Consider the following 19,354-nt stretch of genomic DNA (forward strand, 5'->3'; position numbering starts at 1 on the left):
TAAACAGCTCGGGTTTTGGTTTAAATTTAGATCGGTCATTAACAAACTTGAACCCGATATTTTTCATATTCCCTTTATATGACGCAAGTAACCGCAGCCAGGATTGAAGCTTCCCAATTTGACGATCTGGATCCGAGAGAGTACATTCTGATCAAAGGTGCCCGGGTTAATAATCTTAAAAATATTGATGTTGCAATTCCGCGTAACAAGCTGGTGGTCATCACAGGACTTTCGGGCTCCGGCAAATCTTCCCTCGCATTTGATACCCTTTTTGCGGAAGGCCAGCGGATGTATGTGGAGAGTTTGAGCAGTTATGCGCGGCAGTTTTTAGGTAGAATGGAAAAACCGGAGGTGGAATATATCAAAGGTATTTCGCCTGCTATTGCCATTGAACAAAAGGTGAATACGCGTAATCCGCGCTCGACCGTCGGGACTTCAACTGAGATTTACGATTATCTGAAATTGCTTTTTGCACGGATTGGCCATACTTATTCCCCGGTTTCCGGCGAGCTGGTCCGTAAAGATTCTGTGACCGACGTGGTCAATTACCTGCTTTCTCACGGAGAAGGTACCCGCGTAATGGTACTTGCGCCCCTGCACATCCGCGAGGGCCGTACGCAAATAGAGGAGCTTACGATCTTACTTTCAAAAGGCTACACCCGGATCGTACTGAATGACGAGGTACTTTCTATTGAAGATATTCTTGAAAACCCCGATGATTATTCCCAGGCGGGTAACCAGGTTTTTATATTGATCGATCGTGCTGCTGTGAAAGCTGACGATGAAGATACCCAATACCGGCTTTCGGATTCCGTTCAAACTGCCTTTTTTGAAGGAGAAGGTGTTTGTATCACGCAGGTCGTGAATGGAGAGCGGCGCGTTTTCTCTGATAAGTTCGAGCTCGACGGGATTACTTTCGAAGAGCCAAGTGTTAATTTATTCAGTTTCAATAATCCTTTCGGCGCTTGCAAGCGTTGTGAGGGTTTTGGTAAAATACTGGGGATTGATCCCGATCTGGTAATTCCTGACAAAAGCCTGTCCGTATACGAAGGTGCAATAGCGCCCTGGCGTACCGAGAAAATGAGCGAGTGGCTCGTACCGCTGGTTCGCAATGGGATTAAGTTTGACTACCCTATTCACCGGCCTTACAAAGATCTGACCCCCGCTGAGAAAGAACTGCTCTGGACTGGTAATCAGTACTTTCAGGGTATCAATGATTTTATAGCCGAACTCGAATCTCAAACGCATAAGATCCAGTATCGTGTCATGCTTTCGCGATTCCGTGGCCGGACAATCTGCCCGGATTGCCGCGGATCGCGCTTGCGGAAAGACGCTTCTTTCGTCAAGATCGGCGGTGCCTCCATTACCGATCTGGTTTTAATGCCTATTAAGGATGTAGCAGTCTTTTTTGAAAACCTGAATATCGGCGAACACGACCGGCAGATTGCGAGACGCGTTTTGACTGAAATCACAACGAGGCTAGACTATATGAACCGCGTCGGGCTGGGTTACCTGACGCTAAACCGGCTTACCAGCACATTGTCAGGCGGTGAATTTCAGCGCATTAAGCTCGCTACTTCACTCGGAAGTGCATTGGTGGGCTCCATGTATATTCTGGATGAGCCGAGCATTGGGCTGCATCCCCGGGATACGCAAAGGCTGGTCGGCGTACTGGAATCCCTCCGGGACCTGGGCAATACGCTGATCGTGGTGGAGCATGAAGAAGAAGTAATGCATGCAGCAGACCAGATCATTGATATTGGTCCGGAAGCTGGAACTGGCGGCGGAAACCTGGTTTTTCAGGGTACGCAGGAGGATATTGCCGCTTTGAAAGCAAACGGCGGTGACTATAATAATGATCCCGCTACCAAGTCGTATACCATTGATTTCTTGCTTGGAAACGATTCTATTCCTGTTCCTTCCGTGCGTAGAAAAGCACTTCACTTTCTTGAAATAAAGGGAGCGAGAGAAAATAACCTCAAAGAACTCGACGTAAAAATTCCGCTGAATGTGCTGACTGTCGTGACCGGCGTGAGTGGCTCGGGGAAATCCACCTTAATCCGTAAGCTGCTTTATCCTGCATTAATGCGAATGAAAGGCGAATTCAGTGAAGAAGTAGGACGTTTTGACGAGCTTACTGGCAGCGTAGATCGTATTGAAGCGGTTGAAATGATCGACCAGAATCCGATTGGGAAATCTTCGCGGTCCAATCCGGTTACTTACATCAAAGCTTACGATTACATCCGGCAAATGATGGCCGATCTTCCGCTATCGAAGGCGAGAAGCTATAAACCTTCCCATTTCTCATTCAATGTCGATGGCGGAAGATGCGAGATTTGCCAGGGTGAAGGTCAGGTGAAGATCGAAATGCAGTTCATGGCGGACATTTACCTGACCTGCGAGGGTTGTAATGGTAAAAGGTTCAAGCAGGAAATCCAGGAAGTAAAATATCAGGATAAAGATGTGGCCGAAATCCTGGATATGACGGTCGATGAGGCTATTGCGTTTTTCCGTACCTCCGAACCGAAGCTGGTCGACAGGCTGCTACCATTGCAGGAAGTGGGCCTGGGTTATGTTGGTTTGGGACAATCTTCCAATACACTTTCCGGCGGTGAGGCTCAACGGGTTAAGCTGGCTTCCTTCTTAGGAAAAGGTTCTTCCAGCAAAGGCAAAATGCTTTTCATTTTTGACGAACCGACCACCGGACTTCACTTTCACGATATCAAAAAGCTGCTGAAAGCGATCAACGCATTGGTTGATCAGGGGGATACTGTAATCATTATCGAGCATAATATGGAAGTGATTAAAAGTGCCGACTGGATCATCGACCTCGGTCCCGAAGGCGGCGACGACGGCGGAATGCTCACCTTCGCCGGAACCCCGGAAGAAATGGTCAAGTTGGAAAATAACTATACGGCTGACTTTCTGCGGGAAAAGATTTGATTTCTTGACAAAAGTCACTTACATTTAAGACATAATTCACTTAAATAAGTAGTTATGCCGGCATCAGCACGCGTATTTCATAAGGATACTTCGTCAGGCACAAGGCCAGCCTCTCATTTTACATTGATCAGAAACTCGCGCGAAGGCGTTTCGCGTGCCACGGCTGATGAAGTATCAGACTTGGTGGGATTGACGGATAACGAAATTGCTTATATACTAGGCATGACGCCACGTAATTTGCATCGTATTCAGGCTGATAAAAAACTGAGTACTGATGCTTCTGAGCGTTTATTACTACTAAGAAATGTGCTGAATCATGCATTGGACACTTTTGAAGGTAAAAGCAATACGGTAAAAAACTGGTTGCGCACGCCGCTTTCCGAATTGGATGATCAATCCCCGCTACAACTAATGGATACAATTACGGGATTTGGACTGGTAGATGATGTATTGGCCCGCCTGGATTACGGTTTGCCAGCCTGACGGAAGATTATGGCTGTAGTGTACCGGATCATTAGAGAAAAATTTAAAGATAGTTCGCTTTCTACGGAGGGCAGCCGCTTGTACGGTGCGCGATGGAATCCCAAAGGTACCGGCGTATTGTACACTACCACTACTCCTGAACTAAGACTCGTAGAAACCCTGGCACATGCGCCGGGCATCAGGTACGAGGATTTACCGGTTTACTGGCTTTCTTCCATCAGCATTCCTGACGATATCCGATATTTTTCAAGAGATGAAATGCCGCCTTTCTGGCAGGACAAAAATTACGATCGCACGCAATTCTGGCTGCACCAGTGGCTGTCAAATCCGGATACACTTGCTGTTGGCCTTCCTTCCGTGATTGTTCCATTCTCATTCAATATCATCATCCATCCGCAGCACCCTTCTTTTGAACAGGTAGCACTTATCTCTCAAGAACGAATTCCTATTGACCGCCGCATCTGAAAGGCTTGAAAGCATTTTCTTTTTTGATAGCCTAAACCCACTTTCAAAGCGTATTTCAGAGTAAAGAAGATGTTCCAAAGCCTTATTGAGGCAAAAAATAGCTTTATAACTATGAAATTATATAAAACAGAAAACGGTATTATTCTCGAAAAAGAAGACACTTTTTACCGTTTGCACGAAACCGACTGGGATGTTGCTGTCAACCGCGATGATTTATACGATTGGCTCCTGATTCAGACAGAGCAACTGATCCCGGTCACTTTTTCGGAAGATATTCCTATGCCGGAAATCCTGGCGCCTATTGGTTCCCAGGAAGTTTGGGCTTCGGGTGTGACCTATTTCAAAAGCCGCACTGCACGGATGGAAGAATCTGAAAAAGCGGGCGGCGGTAGTTTTTATGACCGTGTTTATGAAGCCGAGCGGCCTGAACTCTTCTTTAAATCAACTGCCTGGCGCGTGGTAGGAAATCACGGAACTGTCAGAATTCGCCGCGATTCAACGTGGGACGTTCCTGAGCCAGAGCTAACATTATTTGCATCTTCCTCCGGAACACTGGTAGGGTATACGATTGGCAATGACATGAGTTCCAGAAGTATCGAGGGTGAAAATCCGCTTTATCTGCCGCAGGCAAAATCCTACACCGGAAGCGCTGCGCTGGGCCCGTGTCTATATGTGCCCGAATATCCATTGACAGACGACACTGTGATCGATTTATCGATTGTGCGGGAAGGCGAGGAAGTATTTAATGGCGAAGTTACATTGGCGCAAATGAAGCGGAAGCCCGAAGAACTGCTGCATTTTCTCTTTCTTGAAATGTCATTTCCACACGGGGCTTATCTGATGACAGGTACCGGCATTGTCCCTTCCTCAGATTTTACACTTCAAAAAGATGATATTGTGCACATTACGATCAAGCCGATCGGTACATTGACCAATGTGGTTGGATAAAAAGAAAGAGCTGCCAGTGATGGCAGCTCTTCTCATTAATGATAGAAGTTGTGGCTACGAATTGCCTACGGAGTGAGACCTACGAATGCATACAGCATGCAGCGAAATGCCCCGATTAATTTATGGACCATTGATTTGCCCGAGTCTTCATTCTTTTCACTGTCAAAAAAAGACGCAGGTCCTTCTTCCAAAATCCTTTCATTTAATGTAACAGACTCGGAAGGTTGAGTGGTCAGACTCGCATTGAAAAAACTTGCGCTATGTTTAACCTGACCGGCAGGCTTCATTATTTTAACAGTTGATTTGACCTTTTTAGCGGTTGTCTTTTCGCTTACCACTTCTTTCCCGGACTGCAACTTTCTGTGCGCAACGAACATGTTGTGAACATATCCTGTCGCTCCGGCCTGAAAGCTGAAAAGAGCTAGAAATATTAAAAGTTTGATCGTTTTCATGGCATTGTTGGTTTCAGTCTTTCAGAAAAAATCCGTACAGAATTTGTTGTAACTAATTGACTCTACAAATATATATGTTTTGTTAGGTATCTTGCAATACATAGTACCTTGTTTTTAACAAAAATTATGAAAAATTTTCGGGTACTGTTTAAGCATACAATTGCTAATCGATTTACAGATGTAAAGTTACCCTGGAAAGTTGCATGTATGACAACGAAAAAGACGAAGTGCGGGATTAAGCTCCTGAACCGTAGCGTACCAGGGATAAAACAAAAACGCCGGCGCAAACTGCACTGCCCCCCAAAAGTTAGACACTTCTTGGGGGTATTTTTATGGGTAAAAACAGAAAACACAGTGCAGAGTTGAGGTTAGCGGTTGTAAAATCTTATTTAGGCGGAGGTGGTATTAATGAATTGGCCAGACGCTTTGGGATTACTAGGTCCTGTATACAGAAATGGGTGGGACACTATAAACAAGGCGGCGGTTCAAGTCTTTTGCCGCAATACGGGCGCGATTACACAATAGAATTTAAGCAACAAGTTGTGTTCGCTTATCAGAAACAGGGTTTATCTTTGAATGAGTGCTGCTTCAAATTTAAAATACCCAGTAAAAGTACTTTACATGTTTGGGTCCGGCAGTATGAGCAGTTTGGTATAGATGGTTTTAGCACGGCCCGTGGCAGGCCCAGGTCTATGAAAAACAAACCCAAGATCATAAAAACATACGGTCCATTGACCCGGTTAGAGCAGCTCGAAAACGAAAACCTGCGCCTGAGGGCAGAAAATGACTTGCTAAAAAAGTTGGATGCCTTAATCCGCCAGAAGGAAGCTGCGCAAAAGAAAAAGCGTTGACAATCCATGGGTTAAGGCAGAAATATCCGCTTGAATTGCTTTTGGAGCTCTTTGAAATACCCAGGAGCAATTTCTACTACCATATTAAAAATAGCGCTCAGGCCAGCAAGTATAAGGAGGCGAAAAAGCAGATCAGGCAAGTTTACGATCGGCATAAGGGAAGGTTCGGCTACCGTCGCATCACAATGATGATCAGGAAGATGGGCAGCGAGCTCAACCATAAAACGGTCTTAAAGCTGATGAAGTCCATGGGCCTGAAATCGTTGATCCGTCTCAAAAGGTACCGCTCTTACAAAGGCCAGACAGGCAGGGTTGCGCCCAATATTCTCAACAGGGATTTTAAATCTGAAAAACCATCACAGAAATGGGCGACGGATGTCTCCGAGTTCAGGGTGAAAGACAAAAAACTTTTTCTGTCTCCTATTATTGACCTGTTTAATGGAGAAATCATCAGTTACAACCTGTCCGAATCAGCTAATTTTAAGCAAGTAACACAAATGCTCGAAACGGCATTTAAAAAGATCAATAAGCCAGAAAATCTGGTACTGCATTCCGACCAGGGCTGGCAATACCAAATGAGTAAATATCAAAAAATACTTGAATCGAAGGGTATTATCCAAAGCATGTCCAGAAAAGGCAACTGCCTGGACAATGCGATTATTGAAAACTTTTTTGGCACCATTAAATCAGAGTTGTTCTACCTGAACAAATACCAAAGCACCGACCAGCTGAAAGAAGACATCAAGGAATATATCGACTACTACAACAACGACAGGATCAGGCTTAATTTAAATGGAATGAGCCCGGCACAATACCGGGCTCATCACACTAATCGTTAAATTATAAAACGTCCAACTTTTGGGGTTCAGTCCAAACTGCAACCGGCGTTTTTTTCAAATACCTAATAATCCTCTATTTTTCACGGAAGAAAATAGTGATTGGTACACCCGAAAAATCGAAGTTTTCTCTCATCCGGTTTTCCAGATACCTCAGATAGGGCTCTTTTACGTGCTTAGGGTTACTGCTGAAAAACACGAAGGTCGGTGAAGGTGTGGGCAGCTGGATCATATATTTAATGTTAATATATTTTCCCCGGTGTGCCGGCGGCGGGTACTTCTCAATCTCAGCCTGCATCACATCATTCAGTTTTGAAGTAGTGATCTTCTTGGTTTTGTTTTTATATACCTCCATCGCTTTCTCCATCACCTGGTGAATGCGCTGCTTTTCTACCACAGACGCAAAAATAATTGGCATGTAGTTCATCGGGGCCAGCTTTTCCAGCAACGCTTTTTTATATGTGTCAGCAGTTTTCGAGTCTTTCTCGACTAAATCCCACTTATTGACCATGATCACGATACCCTTTTTTGCTTTGTCAGCCTGGCCGATGATATTCATATCCTGACCTTCCAATCCCAATGTCGCATCGAGCAAAACGATACAAACATCCGATTCCTCCATCGCTTTCACTGAGCGAAGCGTCGAATAAAATTCAATATCTTCTTTTACACGAGACTTTCTCCTGATACCGGCCGTATCCGTCAGGATAAATTCCATTCCGAATGCATTATAATGCGTGTGGATCGCGTCTCGAGTTGTTCCTGCAATGTCGGTTACGATACTGCGGTCGGTTCCTGTCAAAACGTTCAGGAATGATGATTTCCCTACATTCGGGCGGCCCATGATCGCAATGCGGGGAATACCTTCTTCCGGATTTTCAATTCCATTGGTTTCAAAATGCTCGATCACCTTGTCGAGCAGCTCGCCCGTTCCAAAACCGGTTTGCGCTGAAATAGCGAATATTTCGTCTCCCAAACCCAATTCGTAAAACTCTGCTGCCGACTGGTAACGCTCTTGTGTTTCCGCTTTGTTAGCAACCAGATAAACAGGTTTATTAAAACGTCGCAGCACATTCGCGAAATCTTTGTCCAGGTCGGTCAAACCGGTCATCGTATCCACCATAAATAACACTACGGTCGATTCTTCAATAGCCAGCTCCACCTGATCGCGGATCGCGCCTTCAAAAATATCTTCCGAACCGACTACATATCCGCCGGTATCGATTACTGTAAAATACTGGTCGGTCCACTCCCCGTAACCATAGTGGCGGTCGCGTGTGACGCCGCTCTGGTTGTCCATAATAGCCTTTCGGCTTTCAGTAAGACGATTGAACAAGGTAGATTTCCCCACATTCGGACGTCCCACTATTGAAATAATATTTGCCATTTTACTTGTTTGATCTGGTCCAAACGATAGTTGTAGCTACCGTTCTTCATTCATTTATATTAATTATTCTTCATACCCGAACTGGCGCAGCTTATTTTCCTTGCTTCTCCAATCGGGTTCTACTTTTACATGTTGTTCGAGAAATACTTTTTTACCGAAAAACGCTTCCAGATCGTGGCGCGCCTGGGAGCCCACTCTTTTCAGCATTTCCCCTTTCTCGCCGATCAATATACCTTTCTGACTTTTTCGTTCCACTAAAATCTCGGCACGGATCACGATGATATCGTCTTTTTCTTTGAATTCTGTGATTACTACTTCGGAGCTGTATGGAATTTCCTGGCGATAGTTCAGAAAAATTTTCTCGCGGATCATTTCAGAAGCAAAGAAACGCTCAGGTTTGTCGGTTAGTTCGTCTTCCTGAAAATACGGCGGGTGGAATGGTAGTCTCGTGATCACAGCATCGAACAGGGTGCCGATATTGGCATTTTCCAGCGCAGAAATCGGAACGATCGCCGAAGGATGGATTTCATTTTCCCACTCCGCCATTTTTGCATTAACCTGGTCCTGGTCCGACAGATCAATTTTATTCAAAACCAGGATAACCGGCGAATCTGTGCGGTTCAGCAGCGGCAATACTTCATGTTCTGCTACCTTTTCTCCCACTTCCACTACAAACAAAACCACATCAGCATCTTCCAGAGATCCTTTCACAAATGTCATCATCGAGTCATGCAGCTTGTAAGCCGGCTTGATCACGCCCGGCGTATCGGAATACACCAATTGGAAAGGAATCTCTTCATGCGTTCCATTTAATATCCCGAGAATACGATGCCTGGTCGTCTGCGCCTTTGACGTGATGATCGACATTTTTTCTCCCACCAGCACATTCATCAGTGTGGATTTCCCAACATTCGGTTTCCCGATAATGCTGACAAAACCTGCCCGGTGATTACGCAGGGGAGTTTCTTTATTTTCTTCCATAACCTTTATAAGTACATAACAATAATCAGAAGCAGGCCCGCCATTTTCAGAAATACCTGACAATTAGGGCCTTCATTCTAATTTAAGTGCAAAACTACGGTTTTCCCGGCAGCAAATCGCAATCGAACGGTTAGTATTCAAGAATAGAATTATGAATTGATCACAAATTTTTTCTCAAAAAAGCTGGCATATTAAAATTTTAGACGTATGTTTGCACTCCAATTCAACGCCGCGGGATGGAGCAGTTGGTAGCTCGTTGGGCTCATAACCCAAAGGTCGCTGGTTCGAGTCCAGCTCCCGCTACTCGATTTAAAGTCGCTAACCAGTTTAGCGACTTTTTTATTTAAAGACTTTGTAAGCAGGCTTTTGCAAAAAAGAATTTAAACTTTGACATAATTTAATTTTTTGTCTACCTTTGCAAGCCCAAATTACGGGCAGACAGAGATTTATATCGCAATAATTTGATACTGAGATGAAACGTACCTTTCAACCATCGAATCGCAAGAGGAGAAATAAGCACGGATTCCGTGAGAGAATGTCCACTCCAAACGGGCGTAAAGTAGTTGCCGGCCGCCGCAAAAAAGGTCGTTGGAAACTAACAGTCTCTGACGAAAAACGTCACAAGCAATAATCAGGGTTTGATTGGTTTGAGTTGAGGGGTGCCTGGTCTTTCATAGTCTGATAAGTTTGACCGATCAAACTTATCAGACATTTTTTTCTATAAAGACTTGAAACAAACATTTGGTAAAAATGAGCGTTTAAGCAGCCCCCGCATTATCGGCAGGCTTTTCAAAAAGGGTAGTTCGGAGGTCCACACGTTCTACCTTTTTCCTTTTAGGGTGCTCTATATTTATGATCCCCTCCCCGACCTTCCCCAGGTACTTTTCTCAGTTTCCAAAAGAAATTTCAAAAAGGCAGTCGACCGGAATCTGATCCGTCGCCGCTGCCGTGAAGCATACCGGCTTAACAAAGAATCCCTGATTACATTAACCGGCGAATCAAGACCTTCCTACATTGCTTTTTTATATCTTGCAAAAGAAATAGTGTCCTACGACGTTATTGAAACGGCTATAAAGCAATCGCTTGCCAAACTGGAAAAGTTGCCGGCCGGCCGTCAAAAATCACATCCTAATTCCTGAACGCAGATGAAAAAGTATCTTCGCTCCATCTTGCTGGCATTGCCTGTTCTAGGCGGCCTGGCCTTTTTCTCCTTCCGGCAGGACGACCGTCTGTTCGAAATAGCGCGCAACCTTGACATTTATGCTACGCTATTCAAGGAATTGAATGCCTATTACGTAGATGAGATCAATCCTAACCAGCTGATCAAAACAAGCATTGACAATATGCTGCGCTCCCTCGATCCATATACGGTGTATTATGCCGAAGATGATATTGAGGATTACATGACGATGACGACCGGGAAATATAACGGTATCGGGGCGATCGTGAATTCCGGCGAAGGAAAGCATACGGTGATGATGGTTTATGAAGATACCCCGGCTCAGAAAGCGGGGTTGCAACTGGGAGATGAAATCACGAAAATCAATGGAATTGATTTGTCGACGCGTGAAGATTTTGATACGGGTAAATTATTAAAAGGCCAGTCGCAGACTAACGTTACGCTCACTGTAAAACGGTACGGCATTACTAAGCCGCTGGAAATCAGCCTCAACCGCGATATTGTAAAGGTTACCAATGTACCTTACTACGGTATGCTGAATGAAAATGTAGGCTACATTGACCTAAAAGATTTCACAGCGACAGCTTCCCGTGAAGTGCGCAATGCATTTCAGGAATTAAAGGGAAAGGGAATGAAATATGTCGTACTCGATTTACGCGATAATCCTGGTGGCTTGCTGAATATGGCCATTGAAATTTCAAATATTTTCATTGCCAAAGGCGAAGAGATCGTTTCCACAAAGGGAAAAGTGAATGATTGGAATAAAACCTATACTGCCTATAACCCGGCGCTTGATACAGATATTCCGGTTGTCGTTTTAACAAATAACAGAAGCGCCTCCGCTGCTGAAATCGTTTCCGGCGTTATTCAGGATTACGACAGAGGTGTTTTGATCGGACAAAGAACTTATGGAAAAGGCCTCGTGCAGACCACGCGCGACCTTTCTTTCAATACCAAAATGAAGATCACGACCGCCAAATACTACATTCCAAGTGGCAGGTGTATTCAGGCAATCGATTACAGCCACCGCAATGACGACGGCAGTGTAGGTAAAATTCCGGATTCATTGATGACCGAATTTAAAACCAAAAATGGCCGGACTGTTTTTGATGGTGGCGGAATTTTACCGGATATTCTAACAGAAAAAGAAACTTACTCGCCGCTTGCGACGTCGCTGGGCCGCAACCGGCTGTTTTTTGATTATGCCGTGAAGTACCATTTTGAGCACCCTACCATAAAGCAGGCAAAGGAATTTCAGCTTTCTGATTCAGATTATGCAGCTTTTGTGAAATGGCTTAGCGACAAGGAATACGATTATACGACGCAGGTTGAACGCGAATTGAGCGAATTGGAGGCATCGGCGAAAAAAGAAAAATCACTGGAAGTGATCGAGGATCAACTGAAAGCTTTGAGATCGAAATTAGGTCATAATAAGGACAATGATTTGCAGATATTAAAGCCAGAAATAAAAGGGATTTTGCAGGAAGAAATCATCAAGCATTATTACCTCGAAAAAGGAATGCGGGAAGCTTCTTTCAATGAAGATCCTGAGGTGAAAGCGGCGCTGGCTCTATTTAAAGAGCCTGCACGCTACAATGAAATTTTGAAAAAGAAATAAGTATCCCAGCCCGTCGAAATCGACGGGCTTTCATTTTTATGCTCATTTTAAGTATTGATACCTCTACGCGGGGATGCTCCGTGTCGCTTGCCGGTGATGCCGGGCTGATTTCCAGCTACGAACTTTTTACGGATCGCTCCTCCTCCTCGATGCTCACCACGCTGATGCAGAATTGTGTGGAACATGCAGGTTTTAGCCTGTCGGAGCTTGATGCAATTGCCGTTGCGATGGGGCCAGGCTCCTATACCGGCTTGCGCGTGGGTGTATCCACTGCAAAAGGGTTGTGTTATGCGCTCGACAAGCCTTTGCTTGCTATTAATACCCTGGAGGGCATGGCGCTCCAATTGATTGGGTTTTATAGCGGACATTTGCTTTGTCCGATGATTGATGCCCGAAGAATGGAAGTATATGCTGCCGTTTTTGATGACAAAAATCAAACTGTACGGGCTACGCAGGCAATTATCCTTACTGAAAATTCATTTGAAGAATTGCTCCTGACTAATAAGGTCGTTTTCTTCGGCGATGGTTCAACCAAGTTCAAATCACTTATTGGCGACAACCCGAATGCGATATTCCCGAACCAGGAAATTTATCCTTCCGCCAAAACAGTTGGCTTATTGGCAGTTGACGCATTTAATGCCGGAAAATTTGAAGATGTTGCATCCTTCGAACCGTATTACCTGAAAGATTTCATGTCGCCTGCGCCAAAAAAGCCGAAAACCTCGGCATGATTAGCATTGCGTGGGCTAGTTAAAAACGAACTCAAATATTCTCTTGTTAGTTTTTAAGTAAATAAAAACTGGAAATGGAAGCAGAGGAAATAGTAAACCGTGTCGCTACAAGTGGGATTGTATCTCTTGACCTGGAAGAACTTTATCAGCCGGGAGAACGCGTTCTTTATGATATCAAAGACAATTTATGGCAGGGGATGATATTGCGCGAGAAAGATTTTCGCGAATTCCTGAAATCGCATGATTGGGCCCAATATGTAGGAAAACACATTGCGATAGTCTGCTCCGAAGATGCTATTGTTCCAACCTGGGCTTATATGTTACTCGCCGTCCAGCTGGAACCTTATGCAAAAACGGTCATTTTCGGCGACTTAAATGCATTGGAAGACCAGCTTTTTAAAAGCGCAATCCAAAAGCTGGACATTGTTTCTTTTACAGGTAAAAGAGTTGTAGTAAAAGGTTGCAGCAAAGTCGAAGTGCCTATATCTGCTTATGTGGAAATTAGCCGTTTATTAAAACCTGTGGTACAGAGTTTGATGTTTGGTGAGCCTTGCAGCACTGTTCCTCTTTACAAAAGGCCCAAATCTTCTATTTCTTCCTCCACCAACTGATCGACTTCTTCTTTCAAAAGCTTAAATGTCATTCGGTGATATGAACATGGGCCGTGCAATCCTATTGCTTTACGGTGGTGGATCGTCGGGTATCCTACATTATGCTCCCAGCCGTAAAAAGGAAATTGCGCCGCCAGGTTGGACATCAGTTCGTCGCGGTAGTTCTTGGCAAGTATAGAAGCAGCCGCGATAGACAGGTAATGCGCATCGCCTTTGATAATGCAGGTATGCGGGATCATCGGGTAAGGCGTAAACCGGTTCCCGTCCACCAGCAGGTGCTCTGGCTTCATAGTCAGCTTATCTACCGCGCGATGCATTGCCAGAAAACTGGCTTTCAGTATATTGATCTTGTCAATCTCCAAATTATCAACCTCTGCAACCGCCCAGGCCAATGCTTCCCTCACGATTTCCTTTTCCAGCTCCAGCCGCTGTACTTTTGTCAATTGTTTGGAATCATTCAGAAATGAATGTTTGTAATCTCTTGGCAAAATAACCGCAGCCGCAACTACCGGGCCAGCCAGGCAACCCCGTCCAACCTCATCGAGGCCCGCTTCTATAGCGTCTATGTTATAAAAAGGTTTCAGCATTAATCTTCGAGGATGTTGGCCATAAATGTGCTTTTCGTTCCAATCGCAATCAGCAGGAAAAGCATGGCCCAGTAAAGATAAATCCGGTAAAAATCTTTGACGTCGCGGGACAGCATATCACGAGACTTCACTTTTTCGAGCTGGTCAATTTGTTTGAACACAGCTTCCAAACCCTTATTGTCCGTAGCACGAAAATACTTACCATTACCCAAACCCGCAATATTTTGAAGCTGACCTTCATCGATCAGTGCCGTTGAAGCAGTACTGTCTGAGCGTGAAATACGCTTAGGCCTGCCTACGGAAATGGTGTAAACCTTCACCCCGAATGCATTGGCGAGCTGCGCAGAAGTGGTCGGGTCCAGGTTCCCGGAAGTATTATCACCATCACTGATTAAAATCGCCACCTTACTCTGTCCGGGCATTTCGCGCATCCTGTTTACAGCTACCGCCAGGGCGCTCCCGATTGCCGTGCCCGCAGTAGGGATCATTTTAGGGTTTATTTCATCCAAAAACCCAAACAACAGCTCATAATCAGTAGTTAATGGACAAAGTGATACCGCTTCTCCGGCAAAAATAATCAGCCCGATCCTGTCCTGTAACCTGCCTCTTATGAATTGCCTGGCTACCCTTTTTGCGGCTTCCAGCCTGTTAGGGCTCAGGTCTTTCTCGGTCATCGAATCAGAAATATCCAGCAAAAGCATAATGTCGATCCCTTCTGAAAACTGATCGGTACGCTCAGTGACAACCTGCGGGCGGGCCAGCGCGACGACAATCAATATCACAGCCAGGCCTACGCAAAGAGGCTGAACGAACCTTAACAGGGTTAGTAGATTAAGCGGGCTGTCACCAGGTGTGTAAGTGATTGCCAGCCGCTGCTTATGATTTCTGTGGAGGGCATTACGCAGCCAGAAGAGCATTGGAACAAAAGGGATCAGATACAACAGGTATGGATACACCCATTCATATGATCTGATCATATCATACGAAAACCACCTTGGTGAAAACCATGCATCCATAACTTCAATCAGCTGACCGGACTATCCAATATATATTTCCTCCTATTTCGGTAAAGCCTGGTCGCTCCGGTTTTCAAAACTTCCAGGTATACGTGCATATTCTTCGATTCTCCTTGTCCATATACAATCCCATCCATATTCCGCAAAGCATCAGCCAGCTCGTCGTCCGCGATGTTATCCATGATTTCGCGGGTCGTATAGGTTGCGAAAGGCTTTTTTTCCAGACGTTCCAGGTAATTTTTCCAGACGATGATCGCCTTTTCTGCGTCTTTGATATTCTTTCTATCCCGGGCATTACGCATTAAGCGATTAAAAGATCTGACATATTCGAGATGCCGCCGCTGTAATTTGATTAACTGCCACTGTTTGTAAATATCATGTCCGAAAACCCAGTATATACTGCCAGCGACGCCAATAATCAGGGCGATCGCACCGATAAGAATAGAGAAGTTGAACTCCCTGCCCAATGGGAGAAGGTTCGTTTCAGGACTTAACGTAGTTAACGAATCCGATCTGACCAGATTACTGCTGGCCAGGAATACGGAATCAGGGGCTGTATACACAGCCGTGCAATCCTTTTTGCCAAAAACAAAAACAGGAAGACGTAGTGACTGTTTGGGAGATACATCGAATGAAACCAACTGATAAACCGCACTGTCGAGTGTTCCGTCATCGTCGGTATTAGACACAAAATTCCTTTTGGCAATGATTTCGAACGGCGAAAAATTGTAAGTAGTGTCTGGAAAAAAAATCTCGGTCCCGGGATTATGCCGCACGCTGAGTGAAAAATAAACCGGTTTACCGACTTCAATGCTATCGGTGAGGAAAACACCCGATGGCTTCATTTTTTGCGCATACGTGGCGGAACACAGAACAGTCACCAGGACCGTCAAAACGGCAATGCTGCGAAGTGTATCGGGGAAAATACTTCCTGCCATTTTATGACTGTGCTGCACTGCTTTTCGTATAACGCCGGACTTTGAATAAATGGATCAATGCAGGGACGTAATCTTCCTGAGTATTAATAGCGATATAATCCGCCCTGTTTTGGTGGCAAAGCCTTTTAAGTTCGGAACTGCGGTTATCGAAGCGGCTGCTCATTTCCTGCCGGTAATGCTTTGATGAAGTATTAACCCACACCGTACTTTGTTTTTCCGCGTCGAAAAGGGGAATAATTCCGAGTCCGGGCAGATTTATCTCGCGTGAATCGTATAAATGGATCACGATCAAATCGTGTTTCCTTGCGAGCGCTTTCAGGTTATGGTGGTAATTATTGTCTATAAAATCGGAGATCAGGAATATCAGGCTGCGCCGCTTAAGAACATTTAAAGTGACTAAAATTGCATCTGCAATATTTGTCTTCGTTGATTCAGGTACCAGCTTGTACAGCTCAGAAATTACCCCGTAACCATGCTTCATTCCGTCCGACGGGCGAATATATCTCTCATTCCGGTCAGAAAAACACAGGAGGCCGACGCGGCTGGCTTCCTGGATCGCCGATAACGTCAACACCCCGCAAATCTCTTTTGCAATATCAATTTTCAGCCTTTTCACCTCTCCGACATGCTGAGAAGCACTTACATCCAGCATAAAGAAGGCGGTCTGCTCCTTATCTTCCTTGAAAATCTTGATAAAAGTACCATGTCCTTTGGCGGAAGTATTCCAGTCTATGGCTCTTACGTCGTCGCCATATTGATACAACCGAAGATCATCGAACTCCAGTCCGGAGCCTTTGAAAACCGAATGAAAATTGCCGTGACGCTCGCTGGTTACAGCTTTTCGCATACGTATTTCGTATTTTCTCAGCTTTCCCAGAAATTGTTCAAACATAAGTTTTGCGAAAAAATTATCACCTTTGTCACCGGTTCTATCTAAACAAAGATAGGCATTTTGATAGTGTTGCTGCTTTTAGACACTAATATACCTATGCGCATCGCTTCCTTCCTGATTTTTTGCCTGGTTTTGTCGGGTTGTTCCAAAGAGGAAAAACCTCCCGTCGATACATTGCCGGAACACAAGATGGCTGCGATATTGGCAGACATACATCTGGCCGAGTCGCGCGTAAACCGGCTTCAACTGCGCTCACTGGATTCGTCATTAATGATATTCGGTAAATTAAAGGCCGATATCTGGAAAAAGCATAAAGTGGATACTTTGGCTTATAACAAAAGTTATGCTTACTATATGTCGCATCCGCAGATCATGACGCGCATTTATGAAGAAGTCAATAAGAAAATTGAAGTCCGGGAGAAAAAAAATGATATTAAGCTCTGAGTTTTTATCAACTTTAACATCAAGCATTTAACCAAAACCAGCCCTGCCCTGTGAATAATTGTATTGTAGTTATCCCAACCTACAACGAGATTGAAAATGTTGAAGCGATCATCCGTAAAGTGTTTAGCCTGGCTCACCCTTTCGATGTTCTGATCATAGATGATGGTTCACCCGATGGCACCGCCAATGTGGTTAAAACACTGATGACCGAATTTTCAGGTCTGCATATCGCGGAAAGAAAAGGCAAGCTGGGATTGGGTACCGCATATATTCACGGTTTCAAATGGGCGCTGGAAAGGGGTTACGAATACATTTTTGAAATGGATGCCGATTTTTCGCACCCTCCGGAGGATCTTATCAAATTATACAAAGCGTGCGCAATCGAAGGTCACGATGTGGCGATCGGATCAAGGTATATCACGGGCGTAAATGTCGTCAACTGGCCTATTAACAGGGTATTAATGTCTTATTTTGCGGGGACGTACGTTAGAATGATTACCGGTATGAAGATCATGGACCCTACTGCCGGTTTCATCTGCTATACAGCGAAAGTGCTGCGGGCGATCAATCTGGACAATATCCGTTTTATTGGCTATGCTTTTCAAATTGAAATGAAATTCAATTCCTGGAAATATGGTTTTGATATCGTGGAAGTGCCCATCATTTTTACAGATCGTACGAAAGGCGCTTCCAAAATGTCCAGAGGGATTTTCAAAGAAGCTGTTTTAGGGGTGATCAACCTCAAAATCAGCAGCTATTTCAAACGCTATATCGTCAAGCATTAAGTTCCGAAATCGCGAGCCAGCTCATCAGTCCGGTTGAAATTTCCAATGCATCTTCATCGATATCAAAAGTCGGGGTATGCACGCCCGAAATAATTCCCCTTGCTTCATTTCTTGTGCCCAGGCGGTAAAAGCAGGAATCTACAACCTGCGAATAGAATGCAAAATCTTCTCCCGCCATCCAAAGGTCCAGGTCGATCACATTTTCGACGCCCACATAACCGGTAGCGGCTGTGCGCACGCGGCGGGTCAGTTCGGGATGATTTTTAAGGAAAGGGTATCCTTTTACAATATCAAAGTCACAACTTCCGCCCATCGCCTCGGCAATGCTCTCCGCCATTTTCTTCATTCTGCGCAGTCCATCCTCGCGCCATTCTTCGTCCATGCAGCGCCACGTTCCCTGAATAGTTACCTCATTGGGGATTACATTGGTTACACCATCGGCAATAAACCTTCCGAATGAAAGTACCGCGGGATTCGCCGGGTTTCTGTTTCGGCTGATGATCTGCTGCAATGCTACGATGATATGTGAAGCCATTAAAACCGGGTCGATCAACTGGTGCGGAGCCGCAGCGTGGCCGCCTTTTCCTTTTACAGTCAGGTAAAGCTCATCGGTGCTCGCCATGTACATTCCCTCGCGGAAGCCAATTTTACCGACCGGAATGTTCGGTGCGACGTGCTGCCCTACCATACTGGCGGGCGTCGGGTTTTCAAGTACGCCTTCTCTGATCATCAACGAAGCTCCGCCCGGTGCCTTTTCTTCTGCCGGCTGAAATACCAATTTAATCGTGCCCTCAAATTCGTCCCTTACCTGGTTCAATATCCTGGCCGTTCCGAGCAGCGACGATGTATGTACATCATGGCCGCAAGCATGCATAACGCCCGGAACCGTAGATTTGTAAGGAACATCGTTGGCTTCCAGAATAGGCAATGCATCCATATCAGCACGGAGACCGACTACTTTTTTCCCCGGATTTTTTCCCTCAATAATCGCTACTACACCTGTCCCGGCGATGCCTTCTTCAGGTTGCAAACCAATCGCAGTCAGCTCGGCTGCTACATATTTTGCTGTTTTAAATTCTTCAAATGACAATTCGGGATTGCTATGAAGGTGGCGGCGGTGCGCGATGATATCTGCTGACTGGCCTTTTGCCAATGCCTTGATTTTTTCCTGAAGCTGGGACATAGGGAAGTTATTCTTACTAAATG

At 45.1% G+C, this 19,354-nt stretch carries 21 protein-coding genes and 1 tRNA gene; 14 read left to right on the forward strand and 8 right to left on the reverse strand.

All coding sequences use genetic code 11. The features are described 5' to 3' along the window. Positions 1–78: 78 nt before the first annotated feature. The 4 genes from uvrA to FXO21_RS10620 all read left to right on the forward strand — a co-directional run bounded on the left by uvrA (position 79) and on the right by FXO21_RS10620 (position 4,839). Positions 79–2,943 carry an excinuclease ABC subunit UvrA gene (gene uvrA, locus FXO21_RS10605; RefSeq protein ID WP_149640060.1) on the forward strand — a complete coding sequence of 955 codons (2,865 nt, stop codon included), beginning with the start codon at positions 79–81 and terminating at the stop codon, positions 2,941–2,943. A gap of 54 nt (positions 2,944–2,997) precedes the next feature. After that, positions 2,998–3,426, forward strand: coding sequence for a type II RES/Xre toxin-antitoxin system antitoxin (gene parS, locus FXO21_RS10610; RefSeq protein WP_149640061.1), 429 nt, complete (start codon positions 2,998–3,000; stop codon positions 3,424–3,426). A 9-nt stretch (positions 3,427–3,435) separates the two neighbouring features. Beyond that, entirely contained in the window at positions 3,436–3,891 is a 456-nt protein-coding gene (locus FXO21_RS10615) for an RES family NAD+ phosphorylase (protein ID WP_149640062.1), read from the forward strand. A gap of 111 nt (positions 3,892–4,002) precedes the next feature. Then, positions 4,003–4,839 carry a fumarylacetoacetate hydrolase family protein gene (locus tag FXO21_RS10620; RefSeq protein WP_149640063.1) on the forward strand — a complete coding sequence of 279 codons (837 nt, stop codon included), beginning with the start codon at positions 4,003–4,005 and terminating at the stop codon, positions 4,837–4,839. A 65-nt stretch (positions 4,840–4,904) separates the two neighbouring features. Here FXO21_RS10620 and FXO21_RS10625 read toward each other — a convergent pair whose 3' ends face one another. Next, the gene (locus FXO21_RS10625; RefSeq protein ID WP_149640064.1) at positions 4,905–5,291 is read right to left on the reverse strand and encodes a hypothetical protein; all 387 of its coding nucleotides are present in this window, start codon (positions 5,289–5,291) and stop codon (positions 4,905–4,907) included. A 332-nt stretch (positions 5,292–5,623) separates the two neighbouring features. Here FXO21_RS10625 and FXO21_RS10630 point away from each other — a divergent pair, with 332 nt between their 5' ends. Then, positions 5,624–6,142, forward strand: coding sequence for a helix-turn-helix domain-containing protein (locus tag FXO21_RS10630; RefSeq protein ID WP_149638667.1), 519 nt, complete (start codon positions 5,624–5,626; stop codon positions 6,140–6,142). A 41-nt stretch (positions 6,143–6,183) separates the two neighbouring features. After that, a complete protein-coding gene (locus tag FXO21_RS10635; protein WP_229245209.1) occupies positions 6,184–6,981 on the forward strand; it encodes an IS3 family transposase in 798 nt (265 codons plus the stop codon). Between the two features lie 73 nt (positions 6,982–7,054). Here the strand turns inward: FXO21_RS10635 and der are convergent, their stop codons facing one another. Then, positions 7,055–8,365 (reverse strand): ribosome biogenesis GTPase Der, encoded by a 1,311-nt coding sequence (gene der, locus FXO21_RS10640; RefSeq protein WP_149640065.1) that lies wholly within the window; start codon positions 8,363–8,365, stop codon positions 7,055–7,057. A 63-nt stretch (positions 8,366–8,428) separates the two neighbouring features. Continuing rightward, complete coding sequence (gene era / locus FXO21_RS10645; RefSeq protein WP_149640066.1) at positions 8,429–9,346, reverse strand: GTPase Era; 918 nt, start codon at positions 9,344–9,346, stop codon at positions 8,429–8,431. 230 nt (positions 9,347–9,576) lie between these two features. On the opposite strand from era, the gene FXO21_RS10650 reads away from it, so the two are divergent. From FXO21_RS10650 to FXO21_RS10675, 6 genes are all read left to right on the forward strand, one after another. Beyond that, a tRNA-Met gene (locus tag FXO21_RS10650) sits at positions 9,577–9,649 on the forward strand. Positions 9,650–9,818: 169 nt separating this feature from the next. Next, entirely contained in the window at positions 9,819–9,977 is a 159-nt protein-coding gene (gene rpmH, locus FXO21_RS10655; RefSeq protein ID WP_149640067.1) for a 50S ribosomal protein L34, read from the forward strand. Positions 9,978–10,074: 97 nt separating this feature from the next. Then, on the forward strand, positions 10,075–10,485 hold the full coding sequence (locus FXO21_RS10660; RefSeq protein ID WP_149640068.1) for a ribonuclease P protein component: 411 nt from the start codon (positions 10,075–10,077) through the stop codon (positions 10,483–10,485). Between the two features lie 6 nt (positions 10,486–10,491). Then, entirely contained in the window at positions 10,492–12,144 is a 1,653-nt protein-coding gene (locus FXO21_RS10665; RefSeq protein WP_149640069.1) for a S41 family peptidase, read from the forward strand. A 38-nt stretch (positions 12,145–12,182) separates the two neighbouring features. Continuing rightward, positions 12,183–12,875: a tRNA (adenosine(37)-N6)-threonylcarbamoyltransferase complex dimerization subunit type 1 TsaB gene (tsaB, locus tag FXO21_RS10670; RefSeq protein WP_149640070.1), complete on the forward strand. Its 693-nt coding sequence runs from the start codon at positions 12,183–12,185 to the stop codon at positions 12,873–12,875. A gap of 74 nt (positions 12,876–12,949) precedes the next feature. Beyond that, complete coding sequence (locus tag FXO21_RS10675; protein ID WP_149640071.1) at positions 12,950–13,486, forward strand: DUF2480 family protein; 537 nt, start codon at positions 12,950–12,952, stop codon at positions 13,484–13,486. Here FXO21_RS10675 and FXO21_RS10680 read toward each other — a convergent pair. Genes FXO21_RS10680 through FXO21_RS10695 form a run of 4 tightly spaced genes read right to left on the reverse strand, consistent with a single transcriptional unit; the run spans position 13,444 to position 16,919 of the window. After that, positions 13,444–14,073, reverse strand: a complete 630-nt coding sequence (locus FXO21_RS10680; protein WP_149640072.1) for a ribonuclease HII — start codon at positions 14,071–14,073, stop codon at positions 13,444–13,446. The two genes, FXO21_RS10675 and FXO21_RS10680, sit on opposite strands and share 43 nt — an antisense overlap. Then, a complete protein-coding gene (locus FXO21_RS10685; protein WP_149640073.1) occupies positions 14,073–15,089 on the reverse strand; it encodes a VWA domain-containing protein in 1,017 nt (338 codons plus the stop codon). The genes FXO21_RS10680 and FXO21_RS10685 overlap by 1 nt, the downstream gene beginning before the upstream one ends. Before the next feature lie 8 nt (positions 15,090–15,097). Continuing rightward, the gene (locus FXO21_RS10690) at positions 15,098–16,027 is read right to left on the reverse strand and encodes a hypothetical protein (RefSeq protein WP_225865645.1); all 930 of its coding nucleotides are present in this window, start codon (positions 16,025–16,027) and stop codon (positions 15,098–15,100) included. A gap of 1 nt (position 16,028) precedes the next feature. Beyond that, the gene (locus tag FXO21_RS10695) at positions 16,029–16,919 is read right to left on the reverse strand and encodes a DUF58 domain-containing protein (RefSeq protein ID WP_149640074.1); all 891 of its coding nucleotides are present in this window, start codon (positions 16,917–16,919) and stop codon (positions 16,029–16,031) included. 96 nt (positions 16,920–17,015) lie between these two features. On the opposite strand from FXO21_RS10695, the gene FXO21_RS10700 reads away from it, so the two are divergent. Together FXO21_RS10700 and FXO21_RS10705 are read left to right on the forward strand one after the other, a co-directional pair. Next, complete coding sequence (locus tag FXO21_RS10700; protein WP_149640075.1) at positions 17,016–17,363, forward strand: DUF4296 domain-containing protein; 348 nt, start codon at positions 17,016–17,018, stop codon at positions 17,361–17,363. 50 nt (positions 17,364–17,413) lie between these two features. After that, positions 17,414–18,148, forward strand: a complete 735-nt coding sequence (locus tag FXO21_RS10705) for a polyprenol monophosphomannose synthase (RefSeq protein WP_149640076.1) — start codon at positions 17,414–17,416, stop codon at positions 18,146–18,148. On the opposite strand, the gene FXO21_RS10710 is transcribed toward FXO21_RS10705, so the two are convergent. Continuing rightward, the gene (locus tag FXO21_RS10710; RefSeq protein ID WP_149640077.1) at positions 18,138–19,331 is read right to left on the reverse strand and encodes a M20 metallopeptidase family protein; all 1,194 of its coding nucleotides are present in this window, start codon (positions 19,329–19,331) and stop codon (positions 18,138–18,140) included. The two genes, FXO21_RS10705 and FXO21_RS10710, sit on opposite strands and share 11 nt — an antisense overlap. Positions 19,332–19,354 lie beyond the last annotated feature (23 nt).

Origin of the sequence: Dyadobacter sp. UC 10, from assembly GCF_008369915.1 — a bacterium.
Classification (GTDB): Bacteria; Bacteroidota; Bacteroidia; order Cytophagales; family Spirosomataceae; genus Dyadobacter.

What these genes read in the sequence shown, in the direction of transcription:
- uvrA (WP_149640060.1), top strand. Translation starts at nt 79, where the DNA reads ATGACGCAAGTAACCGCAGCCAGGATTGAAGCTTCCCAATTTGACGAT.
- parS (WP_149640061.1), top strand. Translation starts at nt 2,998, where the DNA reads ATGCCGGCATCAGCACGCGTATTTCATAAGGATACTTCGTCAGGCACA.
- FXO21_RS10615 (WP_149640062.1), top strand. Translation starts at nt 3,436, where the DNA reads ATGGCTGTAGTGTACCGGATCATTAGAGAAAAATTTAAAGATAGTTCG.
- FXO21_RS10620 (WP_149640063.1), top strand. Translation starts at nt 4,003, where the DNA reads ATGAAATTATATAAAACAGAAAACGGTATTATTCTCGAAAAAGAAGAC.
- FXO21_RS10625 (WP_149640064.1), bottom strand. Translation starts at nt 5,291, where the DNA reads ATGAAAACGATCAAACTTTTAATATTTCTAGCTCTTTTCAGCTTTCAG.
- FXO21_RS10630 (WP_149638667.1), top strand. Translation starts at nt 5,624, where the DNA reads ATGGGTAAAAACAGAAAACACAGTGCAGAGTTGAGGTTAGCGGTTGTA.
- der (WP_149640065.1), bottom strand. Translation starts at nt 8,365, where the DNA reads ATGGCAAATATTATTTCAATAGTGGGACGTCCGAATGTGGGGAAATCT.
- era (WP_149640066.1), bottom strand. Translation starts at nt 9,346, where the DNA reads ATGGAAGAAAATAAAGAAACTCCCCTGCGTAATCACCGGGCAGGTTTT.
- rpmH (WP_149640067.1), top strand. Translation starts at nt 9,819, where the DNA reads ATGAAACGTACCTTTCAACCATCGAATCGCAAGAGGAGAAATAAGCAC.
- FXO21_RS10665 (WP_149640069.1), top strand. Translation starts at nt 10,492, where the DNA reads ATGAAAAAGTATCTTCGCTCCATCTTGCTGGCATTGCCTGTTCTAGGC.
- tsaB (WP_149640070.1), top strand. Translation starts at nt 12,183, where the DNA reads ATGCTCATTTTAAGTATTGATACCTCTACGCGGGGATGCTCCGTGTCG.
- FXO21_RS10675 (WP_149640071.1), top strand. Translation starts at nt 12,950, where the DNA reads ATGGAAGCAGAGGAAATAGTAAACCGTGTCGCTACAAGTGGGATTGTA.
- FXO21_RS10680 (WP_149640072.1), bottom strand. Translation starts at nt 14,073, where the DNA reads ATGCTGAAACCTTTTTATAACATAGACGCTATAGAAGCGGGCCTCGAT.
- FXO21_RS10685 (WP_149640073.1), bottom strand. Translation starts at nt 15,089, where the DNA reads ATGGATGCATGGTTTTCACCAAGGTGGTTTTCGTATGATATGATCAGA.
- FXO21_RS10690 (WP_225865645.1), bottom strand. Translation starts at nt 16,027, where the DNA reads ATGGCAGGAAGTATTTTCCCCGATACACTTCGCAGCATTGCCGTTTTG.
- FXO21_RS10695 (WP_149640074.1), bottom strand. Translation starts at nt 16,919, where the DNA reads ATGTTTGAACAATTTCTGGGAAAGCTGAGAAAATACGAAATACGTATG.
- FXO21_RS10700 (WP_149640075.1), top strand. Translation starts at nt 17,016, where the DNA reads ATGCGCATCGCTTCCTTCCTGATTTTTTGCCTGGTTTTGTCGGGTTGT.
- FXO21_RS10710 (WP_149640077.1), bottom strand. Translation starts at nt 19,331, where the DNA reads ATGTCCCAGCTTCAGGAAAAAATCAAGGCATTGGCAAAAGGCCAGTCA.